Below are 13,191 nucleotides of genomic sequence, written 5' to 3'. Positions count from 1 at the left end.
CGTGCGACGCCAATCGCCGGGGCTCAGTTGGTCAGCGACTTTTGAATCGCGTCCAGATCCAGCGTCTCCAGATACTGCTCCAGCAGTTTCTGGTCCGTGATCCCCTTGCCGCTACCCTGCACCAGCAGACGGCTGCCGACCAGCAGGTTGATCTCGTATTCGCTGGTTCCGTCTTTGTGTTCGATGGTGCCGCGATAACCTTTGAGCTGATAGGTCTTCATGCCATCGTTTGCCTGCATCATGAAGGGCATCGACAGCGCCATCGTCAGCATGGGCAGGAGCGGCGAATCGGCCATCAGATTCAGCGTGACCTCGGCCCCATCCTCGCGGAAATAACGCCGGCTCAGTGCGGTGCCGGTGATCATGGCAGCCATGCCGCCAGACTGCGAGGCAGCCGGATCCGCCTGCCAGCCGGCCAGCGGTTCAGGCAGCAGGGTCAGCAGACGTGATGTCATCTGTTCCTGGATCTTGGCGACCGCAAAGTTCAGTGCCTCGACCGCCGAGCGCAGTTCGCCGGCTTCATAGGCCTTTTTCCCCGTCTCCAGTTGATCCGTGACCTCATCTGCCGACACGGCAGTCGTGACGGACAGGGCAACGGCCAGAGCCAGGAGTGTGCGTTTGAGTATGATCATGACAGCTTCCACCTTAAAGACCTTAAAAGTTTTTGACAGGATTAACAGGATTTTTAAATCGTTGATTTAAATTGTTTAATCCTGTTAATACTGTCCAAATTCAACTCAATCGACCAGTTCGCCCTGAAGGACGCGCTCGAAGGCAAGCTGTCCGTTCCCCATGGTAACCTCGATCAGATCGCCGGGGCCGAACTTGCCGGACAGGATCTCCTGCGCCAGCGGATTTTCCAACTGGGCGCGGATGGCGCGCTTGAGCGGGCGCGCGCCATAAACCGGATCGAAACCGGCCGTGCCGAGATGATCGAGCGCACTGTCATCAACCTCCAGCCGCATGTCGCGATCAGCCAGACGCTGTTGCAGATAATCGATCTGAATCCGCGCAATCGCCCGGATCTGCGCCGGTTGCAGCGGATGGAAGACCACGATCTCATCGAGCCGGTTGATGAACTCGGGCCGGAAGACATGACGCACGATCTCCATCACGGCATCTTTCATCTCGGCGTAATTGGCTTCGCCAGCGCGCTGCTGGATGATGTCCGAGCCGAGATTCGAGGTCATGACGATGACCGTATTGCGAAAATCCACCGTGCGTCCCTGCCCGTCGGTCAGCCGCCCGTCGTCGAGTACCTGTAACAGCACGTTGAAGACATCGGGATGCGCCTTTTCGACCTCATCGAGCAGTATGAGACTGTAGGGCCGGCGACGGATCGCCTCGGTCAGATAGCCGCCTTCTTCGTAGCCGACATAACCGGGCGGCGCGCCGATGAGTCGCGCGACCGAGTGCTTCTCCATGAACTCGGACATGTCGATGCGGACCATCGCCTCTTCGGTATCGAAGAGGAAGGCCGCCAGCGCCTTGCAGAGTTCAGTCTTGCCGACGCCGGTCGGCCCCAGAAAGAGGAATGAACCGATGGGGCGCGAGGGATCCGACAGCCCGGCGCGCGAGCGGCGGATGGCGTCGCTCACCGCGCGCACGGCCTCGGCCTGACCGACCACGCGCCGCTCGATGTCCTGCTCCATCCGCAGCAGCTTCTCGCGCTCGCCTTCGAGCATCCGCGACACCGGGATGCCGGTCCATTTGGAGACGATCTCGGCGATCTCCTCCTCCGTCACCTTGCTACGCAGCAGACGGTTTTCGCCTTTTTCGGCATTGGCCGCCGCAGCCAGTTGCTTCTCCAGTTCCGGGACACGCCCGTATTGCAGCTCGGACATCCGTGTCCAGTCGCCCGCACGGCGCGCCGTCTCCATCTCCAGCCGCACCTGGTCCAGGGTGTTCTTGATCTGCGCCGCGCCCTGACTGGCGGCCTTCTCCGCCTTCCAGATCCCGTCGAGATCCGCAAACTCGCGCTCCAGCCGCTCAATCTGACCCTCAAGATCGGCCAGACGTTTTTTGGACGCCTCATCGGTCTCCTTTTTCACCGCCTCGCGTTCGATCTTGAGCTGGATCAGACGCCGGTTGAGCCGGTCCATTTCTTCCGGCATGGAATCCATCTCCATACGGATCTGCGAGGCGGCCTCGTCGATCAGATCGATCGCCTTGTCCGGCAACTGGCGGTCGGCGATATAGCGATGCGAGAGCACCGCCGCCGCGACGATGGCCGGATCGGTGATCTCGACCGCGTGATGGACCTCGTAGCGTTCCTTGAGTCCGCGCAGGATGGCGATGGTGTCCTCGACATTCGGCTCATCGACCAGCACCTTTTGAAAGCGCCGCTCCAGCGCCGCATCCTTCTCGACATATTTGCGGTATTCATCGAGCGTGGTCGCACCGACGCAATGCAGCTCACCGCGCGCCAGGGCCGGCTTGAGCATGTTGCCCGCATCCATCGAGCCCTCGGCCTTGCCAGCGCCGACCATGGTGTGCAGCTCGTCGATGAAGAGGATGACGTTGCCCTCCTGACGGGCGACGTCGTTCAGCACCGCCTTGAGCCGTTCCTCGAATTCGCCCCGGAACTTGGCCCCGGCGATGAGCGCGGCCATGTCGAGCGCCAGCAGCCGCTTGGTCTTCAGACCCTCCGGCACCTCACCATTGACGATGCGCTGGGCCAGACCCTCGATGATGGCGGTCTTGCCCACGCCGGGCTCGCCGATCAGCACCGGGTTGTTCTTGGTGCGCCGCTGCAAGACCTGGATGGTGCGGCGGATCTCGTCGTCGCGCCCGATGACCGGATCGAGCTTGCCCTGCTCGGCGCGCTCGGTCAGATCGATGCTGTATTTCTCCAGCGCCTGACGCTGTTCCTCGGCATTGGGATCGTTCACGCTCTGCCCTCCCCGCACGGCCTGAATCGCCTTTTCAATGGCCCCTTTGCTCGCGCCAGCCTCGCGCAGCGCATTGCCCAGCGCGCCGGTGTCATCCAGTGCCGCAAGCACGAACAGCTCGGACGACACATATTGATCGTTGCGCTGCTGCGCCAGCTTGTCGGTCTGATTCAACAGCCGGTTGATGTCATTGCCCAGACGCAATTCACCGTTTGCCCCCGGCACGGTCGGCAGCCGGTCCAGCATCTCGCCCAGCGCGGAGCGCAGCCGGTTGACGTTGACATCGGCGCGGGTCAGCAGATGGCGGACGGTGCCGCCCTCCTGATCCAGCAGTGCCACCATCAGGTGCACGGGTTCGATATATTGATGGTCGCGGCCCACGGCGAGACTTTGCGCATCGCCCAGCGCCATCTGAAATTTCGCGGTCAGTTTGTCCATTCTCATGCGATTTGACTCTCAGCGGTTGAGCCCCGAATGTTCGTGGGGATTTGGCGCGGAAATGGGGCAGGATCGTGACGAATCAACCGTTTCCAGCCACCGCCACCTGATGGCGTCCGGCCGCCTTTGCCTGATAGAGCGCCTGATCCGCGCACTTGATGAGCATGCCGGCATCATGGTTCAGCAGTGGAATCTTGCCCGCCACGCCAAGACTCACGGTCACACGACCCAAAGGTGAGGCGGCGTGGGGAATCGCCAGCGCGCTCACAGCCTGACACATGGCCTCGGCGAGCACGCCCGCCCCGGCGACCGGGGTGTCAGGCAGCACCACCACAAACTCTTCCCCGCCATAGCGTGCCACCAGATCAGTGGCACGATGCACGCTGTCCCGCAGCACCTGGGCGACCCGGCGTAAACAATCGTCGCCAGCCTGATGGCCGTAGTGATCGTTGTAACGCTTGAAATAGTCGATATCCAGTAACATCAGCGCCAGGGCGGTTCCAGCACGTTGAGCGCGTTCCCACTCCTGCGCCAAGGTCTCGTCGAAATGGCGGCGGTTGGCGACGCCCGTCAAACCATCGGTCGTTGCCAGTGCCGCCAGACGCTGATTAGCGGAAGACAACTGAGTGGTACGCTCCTGAACCTGGGCTTCCAGAGACTGGTTGAGGTCTTCCAGGGCGCGCTTGCGCTCGATCAGCGTGGCAGTCATGCCGCGAATGGAACCAACCAAGGCATCCAGTTCGCGGATGCGAAAGGATTGACTCGGGAAGCTGGCGGTCTCGTCGCCATGATCGATGCGCCAGACGACCCGCTCGACCTGTTGCAGCGGGCGGCTGAAACCGACCGCCACCCGATCAGCCAGTACAACCAGCAACAGGGACAGCACGACCCCCATCAGAAGCAGGTGCTGGCGCAACTCGGCAACCGCCGCCAGCGCCACACTGACCGGTTGACGCACCACGACCCGCCATTCCAGCGCGTCGGCGCGCGGCGCCAGGATACTCGCCTGAGCCGTCAGGTAGATTTGGCCTGATTCCCAGTCCAACTCCAGGATCGTATCGGTCGATACAGGCAGCTGTCTGGGCATCTGGACCGCCTCGGCGCGCGTGAAGGGATGGAGCACCGCCCCATCCCGACCGATCAGGAAGACCTCGATCTCCTGAGCGCGATGCTCAGGACGCAGACCATCGGCGATGACCGCCTCGATCCAGGTCCAGTGGGCATGTGTGGCCACCACGCCACGCCAGACACCTTGTGGATCGTATATTGGTGCGGCGAAGTCGATGAAGCGCAGCGGTTCACCCTCGGACTGAGGCCGAAGATGGCGGTCCAGCAGTACAGCTTCGTGGACGTCGCCCAGGAAGGATGCCGCAGATCCACCCGCAAACCATGGGCGCTGGCTGACATCCACGCCTTCCAAGAGTCCGCCGGTGGCCACCACCACCCGCCCCCTGGCATCGGCGACCCCCATCCAGGCATAGGGACGATAGCTCTGCTTCACAGCCTCGATGATCGTCCGCACCGCCGGGGTGTTCCAATCGCCCTCGACGAGCAACGGCGACTGGCTCATGAGTTCGATCTCGCGCAGCCGCTCCACCAGGTTTTGCGAGAGAGTGTCGGCGATCGAACGCGAGATCTCGCGCAACCGCTCGCCGCTGACCACCGTCATCTTATGCGCGGCCAGATGCTCAACGACGACCGTGGACAGGATCCCCAGGATGAGCGAAACGCCGCCGAAAAGCAGGATCAGGCGCGCACGAATACCGCTCAATGTCTCATGCCACAGCGGGGGCGGCGCAGGATCGGTCGATGGCGGATGAGACGGTGAGATTGGCATGTTCACAGTTCAAATGCAGTGCTGGTGCGAATCCGTAGTCTGCCAATCTAGCTCAAACACAGCACGACGAATACCTCCAGCCGTGACGCGAAGATCAGCACACACGAATTGCATATCGATCAGTCGCAAGCTCTGGATCAGTGCAAGGCTGGCGTTGCCAGCCTCACTGGCCATGCGCAACAGCCCGGAACGGGTTGATGCAGCATCGGGCGCAGACAGGATTTAACGCGGCAATTTCCGCTATCATGCGCGGGTGAATCTACGCGACCTCAAATATATCCTCGCCGTCGCCGAAATGCGCCACTTCGGGCGCGCGGCGGAGCGTTGTTTCGTCAGCCAGCCGACACTCAGCGGGCAGATCAAAAAGCTGGAGGATGAGCTGGATGTGGTGATCTTCGAGCGCACCAACCGCTCGGTCGAGATCACACCCGTCGGCGAGGCGATCCTCGCTCATGCACGGCTGGTGCTCGAACAGGCAGACGCCATCGAGCAGGTCGCCCGCGCCCATCAGGATCCGCTCGCCGGCCCGCTGCGGATCGGCGCCATCCCGACCCTGAGCCCCTATCTGATGCCGCTGGTGCTGGTGCCGCTGAAGCGCACCTGCCCCAAGCTCAGACTGGTGCTGTCCGAAGAGATCACCGATTCGCTGCTGGCGCGTCTCGCCCGTCATGAGATCGACGCCGCACTGCTCGCCACACGCATCGACAATACCGATTTCCAGGCCATCCCGCTGTTCGACGAACCCTTCTGGTTCGCCCACCCGACGCACCATCCGCTCAATGCGCGTGACGAGATCACGGCGCAGGATCTGGAGGGCGTGGATCTGCTGCTGCTGGCGGACGGTCACTGTCTCACCCATCAGGTGATGGATGTCTGCCGACTGGCGGAACGACCCACGCAGGGCGAAATGGCCGATCTGCGGGCGGCGAGCCTGGAGACCCTGCTGCAACTGGTCGGTGCGGGCTTCGGCTGCACCCTGGTGCCGGCCCTGGCGATTCGCAGCGGCTGCATGAGCGACAGCGGCATCGTCACCCGCCCACTCGATCTGCCGAACGCCTATCGGCGCATCTCACTGGTCTATCGCCGCAGCTTTCCGCGCTGTCGCGCGCTGGAGGCGTTCGCCGATGTCGTGCGCGACCATCTGCCCACGAGCGTCCGACGCATCGGCGGCGAGCGGCAGGCCGTGCCGGACAGCGCCCGCCCCTGAATTCGATGCGCAGCGGCTATCTCATCGTCGAAACCCGCGCCGATCAAGCCGGACTGGTGCGCATCTACAGCGTGGATCATCAGCCGGCCCCGGCGTCGGAGTCTACGGATCCGGCCATGCCCCGCATCCGCTATGCCGCCTTCTTCGGCAGCCTTGATGTCGCACTCATGCACGCCCAGACAGCCCTGCATGGCTGCCTGATCGATGTCGAAGCCGGTCTGTACCGAACCGACCCGCTCACCGCCGTCGCAGCGGTCGATGCCATCGATCTGGGACATCAGGTGCAGTATCTGGATCCGGAGCTGGCCGCCAACCCCCGTCTGTCCGCCGCAATCGAGCGCCGACGCATGCGCCGACGCTGGATCAACCGTGCCTGGAACGCTGTCGGCATCCTGGCCATTCTGTTGCTGCTGCTGTTGGGGCAGTTTCCCGCAGTGTGACCGGTCAGGATGCCGCCAGCGCCTGCTCCAGATCGGCGATGATGTCGTCGATATGCTCGATGCCGATCGACAGCCGGATCAGGTCGGTGGAGACCCCGGCGCGGGCGAGTTCCTCTGGCGAGAGCTGACGATGCGTGGTGGTCGCCGGATGGCAGGCCAGGGTCTTGGCGTCGCCGATATTGACCAGACGCACCACCAGCTTGAGCGCATCGATGAAACGTGCGCCGGCCTCGATCCCGCCCTTGATGCCGAAGGACAGAATGGAGCTGGCCTTGGCGCCATCCATATACTTCTGCACCAGCGGATAGTCCGGGCTGTCGGGCAGTCCGGCGTAACGCACCCATTCGACCTTCGGATGGTCCTGCAGATACTCGGCGACGGCGAGCGCATTCTCGCAGTGCCGGTCCATGCGAACATGCAGGGTCTCGATGCCCTGGAGAATCAGGAAGCTGTTAAAGGGCGAGATGGCGGCGCCCATGTTGCGCAGCGGCACCACGCGCGCACGACCGATATAGGCCGCCGGACCCAGGGCTTCGGTATAGACCACGCCGTGATAGGAGACATCGGGCTGGTTGAGCATGGGGAAACGCTCGGCGTGCTCGGCCCAGGGGAATTTGCCTGAGTCCACCAGCGCGCCGGCGATGGTGGTGCCGTGACCGCCCATGTATTTGGTCAGCGCGTGGACCACGATGTCACAGCCATGCTCGAATGGACGGCAGAGATAGGGCGTGGGCACCGTGTTATCGGCGATGACCGGGATGCCGTGGGCGTGCGCCATATCGGCGATGGCCTGGAGATCGGCGACATTGCCCGCCGGGTTGCCGATCGACTCGCAGAAGACCGCCTTGGTGTTGGCGTCGATCTGCGCCGCCATGCCATCGATATCGTTGGGCGCGGCGAAACGCACCTGGATACCGAGACGCGGCAGGGTATGGGCGAAGAGGTTGTAACTGCCGCCATAAAGCGTCGAAACGGCGACGATGTTGTCGCCGGCCTGGGCGATGGTGAAGATGGCGTTGGTCACGGCCGCCATGCCCGAGGCCAGCGCCAGCCCCCCTACCCCGCCTTCCAGCGCCGCCACCCGCTGCTCCAGCACGTCGCTGGTGGGGTTCATGATGCGGGTGTAGATGTTGCCCGCGACCTTGAGATCGAACAGATCGGCACCGTGCTGGGTGTCGTCAAAGGCGTAGCTGGTGGTTTGGTAGATGGGCGTGGCGACCGATTTGGTGGTCGGGTCGGGCGCAAAGCCGGCATGGATGGCAAGGGTTTCGATCTTCATGGCGCTTCCTGTGAATGGTCGTGTTGTGATGAGGCGGGCCGCCGCATTCCCATCGCCTCCAGATAGGCGTCGGTACTGGTTTCGATCTCATAGGGACGGGCGGCTTCCTGGAGTATTGCCGGCGGCAGCGGATCATCCAGGGTGGCGAGCATGGCCTGGGCGAGCGATTCATCGTCACCGACCGGAATCAGCGGACCATAACGTCCCTGCGCCAGGATCTCGCTCGGCCCGCTCGGACAGTCGGTTGAAACCACCGGCGTGCCGACGGCCAATGCCTCAATGAGCACGAACCCCAGCCCTTCCCAGCGTGAGGTGAAGGCGAAGAGGTCGGCGTGGGCCATCCAGGCATAGGGATCCGCAACATAGCCCGGCAGGGCGACATCGGCGTCAACACCAAGCTCGGCAGCCAGGATCAGCAGACGCTCGCGCGCCGCGCCTTTACCAAGGATGACGAGCCGGCAGGGACGACTGGCGCGCACCCGCGCGAAGGCGCGCAGCAGGGTCGCAAAATCCTTGCGTCCGCAGAGTTCGCCCGCGCTCAGGATCAGCGGGATACCGGGCTGACCGAACCAGAGATGATCCGGGCGCGGCAGTTCGTCCGTGAAAAGGCTCGCCGGCACCACTGGCGAAGGCAGCACGCGGATGCGTTCACGCGCCAGGCCGGTGTAAGCAGCCATGTCGTCGGCCACCCCGGCGCTGGTGACGATCACCTGATCGGCAAAGGGATAGAGCCGGCCCATCGAATGCCGCTGGATCCAGCGTTCAAAGGGGCCGCGCGTGGCGAGATCAATCGAAATCGTCGTCCCGGAACTGAACACCAGCCGGGTCGGCACCCGCGCCAGGACGCGGGCGAGGAGAGCGGTACGGTTGACCCGGTCCTTGTCCGAGAGCATGACCGCCGGTCGCTCGCGGCGCAGATAGCGGACGATGGCCGGCAGACAGCCGTAGGTATGGCGCGAACCGAGATCGATGACACGCACGCCTTCAGGGATCTCGTCCAGATGCGGCCCATGCCGACGCACCTTGAGCAGATCCACCGCATGACCGCGCCGCGCCAGCGCCGGGATCAGATGGCGGGCCAGACGATCGACTCCACTATGTCCCGAGGTGGAGAAAAAGCAGGCGATACGCATGATTCAGCTCAGGACGCCGCATTCCGACACAGGAGAGCCCGAACGGAGCGATACAGGTTCGCGCACGGATCGGGGTGCAGCGGAATGATCAGACAGGAAGGTTGCAAGACAGCGAAATCTGCGGGTTTAATCATGGCCTGTTTTTACCACGGATCTGCTCGCCATGCCTTATTTCGTCTACAAAATCGCCCCGCCACGCCGGCTCGAACATCTGGCGACCGTCGAGCGTTATCAGGATGCTCGGGCGACGGTGCGCAACAGGCGTCAGGCCGAACCGCGCGAGACCGGCGTCGAGTATCGCCTGATCTTTGCGCGGCAGCAGGGAGAAGCGGAAAAACACCTTGCGGTCACAGATGATGCGCGCGTGAGCAGCGAAGACTGAGGAGACACGACCGGCGTGTCGATTTAACGCACGCTCATCGCGATACGGGCCGGCTGTTCGGCCCAGTAGTAATCAAGCACCTTGCGGACATAGGTCTGGGTCTCGGCATAGGGCGGGATCTGGCGTCCGTGTTTCATCACCGCGCCCTCCCCGGCGTTATACCCAGCCAGCGCCAGCCGCAGATCCTGATCGAACATATCCAGCAGATCACGCAGATAAGCGGCGCCACCCCGCACGTTCTCCACCGGATTGAAGCTGTCCGAGACCCCGTAGCGGGCGGCGGTGTCCGGCATCAACTGCATCAGACCCTGCGCACCCGCCGATGAGACGGCCTCGGGATTGTAGGCCGATTCGGCGCGAATGACGGCGTGCAGCAGTCCGGGGGAAAGTCCGTAACGACGCGCATTGGCCGAGATCAGATATTCGTAGTTGGCGCGTCGTTTGGAGACCGAACCGCTCGGGGGCGCGGCGCGCTGCCGGGGACTGAACACCGCCTGCCGGTTCTGCTGACTCTCGCGCATCAGCTTCTTCGACTCGCGATGCCATTCCAGCCGATAGCGGCTGCCCTTGAGCGGCGTGTCGGTGAAATAGACATTGCCCGCGCTATCGACGTATTTATAAACATCCGCCTCGACCACTCCCGCCGAGGCCATCGTGGCGATACACACCATCATGACGGATCGCATCAAACCATGTCGCATCAGACCATGCCGTATCAAAAAACCATGCATCGGTTACCCCCGGGATCCGCGAAGAGGTCAATCATAGTTCAATTCGCACCAGAAGACAGCGTTACCCCGTAGATATGCCTGGGCACAGATAACGGGCCTGCCACGAAATCAAAAATCTCATTAAATCAAGGTGGTTGAAGACCGGCAAGATAATAATGAAGATTTGATTACGATGACATGATTTCCAGTTGGTTATATTTTTAACCTCTTGTAACACTTTAAGTTTGATAACGAAATATCGATAGCAGAAAATTTTGATTGATTTCTCATCCTGTCTGCCTATAATCGCCCACTTCATATCGTTAACGTCCAGAATGTACCGGGGGGAACATGAATCGACGTTATTTCCTGGGGGCGCTTTTGTCCGCCGCCTCCATGCCTGCTCTTGCAAGTTCCGTTTTTTCCAGAAAAACCGCTGATCAGGCGCGTGTCCTGTCCTTCTATCACCTGCATACCGAAGACCGCATTGATGTCGTTTATCGCATCGGTGATCGCTATCAGCGTTCCGCGCTGCAGAAACTGAACTACTTCTTCCGCGATTTCCGTACCGGCGACGCCGTAACCATGGATCCGCAGTTGTTCGATCTGCTCTACGATGTCAAGAGCCGTCTGGGTGATCCGGATGCACGCTTCGATGTCGTCAGCGCCTACCGCTCGCCGGCCACGAATGCGAAGCTCCGTCGCACATCAGGCGGGGTCGCCAGAAAAAGCCTGCACCTGACCGGTCAGGCGGCGGATATCCGCTTCCCCGACCTGCCGCTCCGTTATATCCGTGACACGGCTGTGGCGCTCAACCGTGGTGGCGTCGGCTATTATCCGAAATCGGACTTCGTCCATCTGGATACCGGTGAAGTCAGACGCTGGGGCGCCTGAGGCCATTTCCGAACCGGGCCACCGCGACGGGTGGCCCAATTCCATATCACAGGCAAGGGTAACCCCTGGCTGACACCCGTTCAACTGACCCAGATCAATACATCGCGCCGACCTGATGGCGCCCTCAGCCGAGGATCCGGAAGTTCACTGTCAGTCCAGGCAGATCCACTTCCGTCACCGCCAGCCGCAGCGACTGATTCAGCGACACCTCGTCGCGGATCCTGACCCGCGCCTCCATCGCCAATTCAGGCAGCAGCACGACCGCCCGGCGCTCCTCGCGCCCGACCACGATACCCTCGCCACGCCAATCCGGATTGTCACGCAGAAACAGGAGCTTCCAATGCTGATTGGAGAGACGTTCGCCACGCCGGATGGCGACTGACGCCGCATCGGACTCGCCGATGCGTTCGACGATCTGCGATGCGACAAGTGGCTCGCGCCCGGCGAGCCAGGATCTAAGCTGCTGATGCACCAGCAGATCGGAGTAGCGCCGCAGCGGACTTGTGGCGCGGGTATAAAGATCCAGCCCCAATCCGGCATGACGATCCGGCTCGATCATGAGGCGAGTCGGCTTGAAGCCGCGCCGCCGCGCGTACATCGTCGCCAGATCGGTCGGCTCCTCGCCATTTTCAGGCGGCGCCTGGGTTGCAAAGGGGATGGGGATCCCCTGATCGAGACAGAAACGCGCCACCGCCTCGCCTGCCATCAGCATGGCGTCCGTGACCAGGGCACGACTGTTGAGCTTGGGGAGTGGACGGATCACCACCCGCCCGTCCACGACGCGGACACTGACCTCAGGGAGATCCAGACTGGTCGCACCCCGGGCCGTGCGATAGGCGCGAAAGCGATCCGTGATGGTGCGCATGGGCGCAAATGCAGGCTCATCCAGGCGCTGTTCGACCGTCTCATAGCTCAGACGCTCAACCCGCACCCAGGTCCGATGAATCTCGACATCCAGGATCTCGCCCGCCTCGCCACAGCGGATGCCGAATGAGAGCGCAGGCGACACCGGCTGGAGACCAAGTCCCAGCCGGTCGGTGACCGCCGCCGGAAGCATGTTGACGATGCCTTCGGGGAGATAGAGATTGGCGCCTCTGGCGCGCGCCTCGCGCTCCAGTTCGCTGTCCGCAGCGACCAGTGCCGCCACGTCGGCCACATGCACCCACAGCCGCTCGCCGTCGATGCTCAGCGCATCGTCGGGATCCTGATTGCCTTCGTCATCAATGGCATAAGCCGCAAGATGAGTCAGATCGAGCCGCTCGTCCTCGGGCAGCTCGGGCACCGGCAGATCGGCATCCGTGATTGGCGCGCCGCAACGGCGCGGATGAGGATTGTGATGGCTCGCCCAGTAACCGACCTGGATCAGCGCCCGATGGGCGTTCTCCGGGGTCTGCTGATGGCCGAGCGCCTCCAGGATCCGGCTGCGCTCGCTCTGGCCGAGCGCCAGACGTTCGACCTCAGCGAGACGCGGCGCGTCTTCCGGCGCCGGACTGGCCGCCGCCATTCGCGCCAGAAAATCCTGCCAGTCGCGCTCGGCGGCGGCTTTGGCCGCCCGCTCGGCCTGTTCGCGCTCGACCGCCTCACGGGTCTGTGCGCGAATGGCGTTCGGCGTGCCGCTGAAGGTCAGTCCCTCGGCGACCCGCTGCCAGGTGGCCCAGGCGGTCGCTGGCGTGAACGCATCGAAGGCCAGTTCAGCCAGCTCTCTGAGCGTGGTCTCGGTGCCTTCCAGCAGTTCCCAGGCCTCGGTCAGCTCACCCGTCTGCGGAGTCAGATCGGCGAGTTGACGCAGCGGGCCGGGATGCAGCACCTCGACATCCTTGGCCCGCACCCGCTTGCTGTGTCCACCTTCCAGTTCGATCTCGATTTTCTCGCCGACACTGACCACGCGGGCCGGGCGAATCTTGTAGAGCACCAGACTATCGACCGGCGGATTTGCGTGATATGCCGGCAAGTTGCCTTTCATTCCAGTCACTTGGGTTA

11 protein-coding genes are annotated in these 13,191 nt (G+C 62.7%); 4 read left to right on the top strand and 7 right to left on the bottom strand.

Going from position 1 to position 13,191, the window contains the following annotated elements:
- Positions 1 to 23: 23 nt before the first annotated feature.
- From EDC35_RS00100 to EDC35_RS00090, 3 genes are all read right to left on the bottom strand, one after another.
- Positions 24 to 632: a hypothetical protein gene (locus tag EDC35_RS00100; protein WP_132974822.1), complete on the bottom strand. Its 609-nt coding sequence runs from the start codon at positions 630 to 632 to the stop codon at positions 24 to 26.
- 105 nt (positions 633 to 737) lie between these two features.
- Entirely contained in the window at positions 738 to 3,335 is a 2,598-nt protein-coding gene (gene clpB, locus EDC35_RS00095) for an ATP-dependent chaperone ClpB (protein ID WP_132974821.1), read from the bottom strand.
- 76 nt (positions 3,336 to 3,411) lie between these two features.
- The gene (locus tag EDC35_RS00090; protein ID WP_132974820.1) at positions 3,412 to 5,166 is read right to left on the bottom strand and encodes a diguanylate cyclase; all 1,755 of its coding nucleotides are present in this window, start codon (positions 5,164 to 5,166) and stop codon (positions 3,412 to 3,414) included.
- Between the two features lie 253 nt (positions 5,167 to 5,419).
- On the opposite strand from EDC35_RS00090, the gene EDC35_RS00085 reads away from it, so the two are divergent.
- Both EDC35_RS00085 and EDC35_RS00080 read left to right on the top strand, forming a co-directional pair.
- Positions 5,420 to 6,373 carry a LysR substrate-binding domain-containing protein gene (locus EDC35_RS00085; protein WP_132974819.1) on the top strand — a complete coding sequence of 318 codons (954 nt, stop codon included), beginning with the start codon at positions 5,420 to 5,422 and terminating at the stop codon, positions 6,371 to 6,373.
- 5 nt (positions 6,374 to 6,378) lie between these two features.
- Positions 6,379 to 6,813, top strand: a complete 435-nt coding sequence (locus EDC35_RS00080; protein ID WP_132974818.1) for a hypothetical protein — start codon at positions 6,379 to 6,381, stop codon at positions 6,811 to 6,813.
- 4 nt (positions 6,814 to 6,817) lie between these two features.
- On the opposite strand, the gene EDC35_RS00075 is transcribed toward EDC35_RS00080, so the two are convergent.
- On the bottom strand, positions 6,818 to 8,092 hold the full coding sequence (locus tag EDC35_RS00075) for a bifunctional O-acetylhomoserine aminocarboxypropyltransferase/cysteine synthase (protein WP_132974817.1): 1,275 nt from the start codon (positions 8,090 to 8,092) through the stop codon (positions 6,818 to 6,820).
- Entirely contained in the window at positions 8,089 to 9,225 is a 1,137-nt protein-coding gene (locus EDC35_RS00070) for a glycosyltransferase (RefSeq protein WP_132974816.1), read from the bottom strand. The genes EDC35_RS00075 and EDC35_RS00070 overlap by 4 nt, the downstream gene beginning before the upstream one ends.
- Before the next feature lie 163 nt (positions 9,226 to 9,388).
- On the opposite strand from EDC35_RS00070, the gene EDC35_RS00065 reads away from it, so the two are divergent.
- Positions 9,389 to 9,607, top strand: a complete 219-nt coding sequence (locus EDC35_RS00065) for a hypothetical protein (protein ID WP_132974815.1) — start codon at positions 9,389 to 9,391, stop codon at positions 9,605 to 9,607.
- Between the two features lie 23 nt (positions 9,608 to 9,630).
- Here the strand turns inward: EDC35_RS00065 and EDC35_RS00060 are convergent, their stop codons facing one another.
- Positions 9,631 to 10,281, bottom strand: coding sequence for a lytic transglycosylase domain-containing protein (locus EDC35_RS00060; protein WP_132974814.1), 651 nt, complete (start codon positions 10,279 to 10,281; stop codon positions 9,631 to 9,633).
- Between the two features lie 387 nt (positions 10,282 to 10,668).
- On the opposite strand from EDC35_RS00060, the gene mepK reads away from it, so the two are divergent.
- Positions 10,669 to 11,211 carry a peptidoglycan L,D-endopeptidase MepK gene (mepK, locus tag EDC35_RS00055; protein WP_132974813.1) on the top strand — a complete coding sequence of 181 codons (543 nt, stop codon included), beginning with the start codon at positions 10,669 to 10,671 and terminating at the stop codon, positions 11,209 to 11,211.
- 124 nt (positions 11,212 to 11,335) lie between these two features.
- On the opposite strand, the gene EDC35_RS00050 is transcribed toward mepK, so the two are convergent.
- Complete coding sequence (locus EDC35_RS00050; protein WP_132974812.1) at positions 11,336 to 13,174, bottom strand: RNB domain-containing ribonuclease; 1,839 nt, start codon at positions 13,172 to 13,174, stop codon at positions 11,336 to 11,338.
- Positions 13,175 to 13,191 lie beyond the last annotated feature (17 nt).

This window comes from Thiobaca trueperi (genome assembly GCF_004342175.1).
Taxonomy (GTDB): Bacteria; Pseudomonadota; Gammaproteobacteria; order Chromatiales; family Chromatiaceae; genus Thiobaca; species Thiobaca trueperi.
This window is presented reverse-complemented; position numbering and strand designations above follow the sequence as displayed.

What these genes read in the sequence shown, in the direction of transcription:
- EDC35_RS00050 (WP_132974812.1), bottom strand. Translation starts at nt 13,174, where the DNA reads ATGAAAGGCAACTTGCCGGCATATCACGCAAATCCGCCGGTCGATAGT.
- EDC35_RS00080 (WP_132974818.1), top strand. Translation starts at nt 6,379, where the DNA reads ATGCGCAGCGGCTATCTCATCGTCGAAACCCGCGCCGATCAAGCCGGA.
- EDC35_RS00060 (WP_132974814.1), bottom strand. Translation starts at nt 10,281, where the DNA reads ATGATGGTGTGTATCGCCACGATGGCCTCGGCGGGAGTGGTCGAGGCG.
- EDC35_RS00070 (WP_132974816.1), bottom strand. Translation starts at nt 9,225, where the DNA reads ATGCGTATCGCCTGCTTTTTCTCCACCTCGGGACATAGTGGAGTCGAT.
- EDC35_RS00100 (WP_132974822.1), bottom strand. Translation starts at nt 632, where the DNA reads ATGATCATACTCAAACGCACACTCCTGGCTCTGGCCGTTGCCCTGTCC.
- mepK (WP_132974813.1), top strand. Translation starts at nt 10,669, where the DNA reads ATGAATCGACGTTATTTCCTGGGGGCGCTTTTGTCCGCCGCCTCCATG.
- EDC35_RS00065 (WP_132974815.1), top strand. Translation starts at nt 9,389, where the DNA reads ATGCCTTATTTCGTCTACAAAATCGCCCCGCCACGCCGGCTCGAACAT.
- EDC35_RS00090 (WP_132974820.1), bottom strand. Translation starts at nt 5,166, where the DNA reads ATGCCAATCTCACCGTCTCATCCGCCATCGACCGATCCTGCGCCGCCC.
- EDC35_RS00075 (WP_132974817.1), bottom strand. Translation starts at nt 8,092, where the DNA reads ATGAAGATCGAAACCCTTGCCATCCATGCCGGCTTTGCGCCCGACCCG.
- clpB (WP_132974821.1), bottom strand. Translation starts at nt 3,335, where the DNA reads ATGAGAATGGACAAACTGACCGCGAAATTTCAGATGGCGCTGGGCGAT.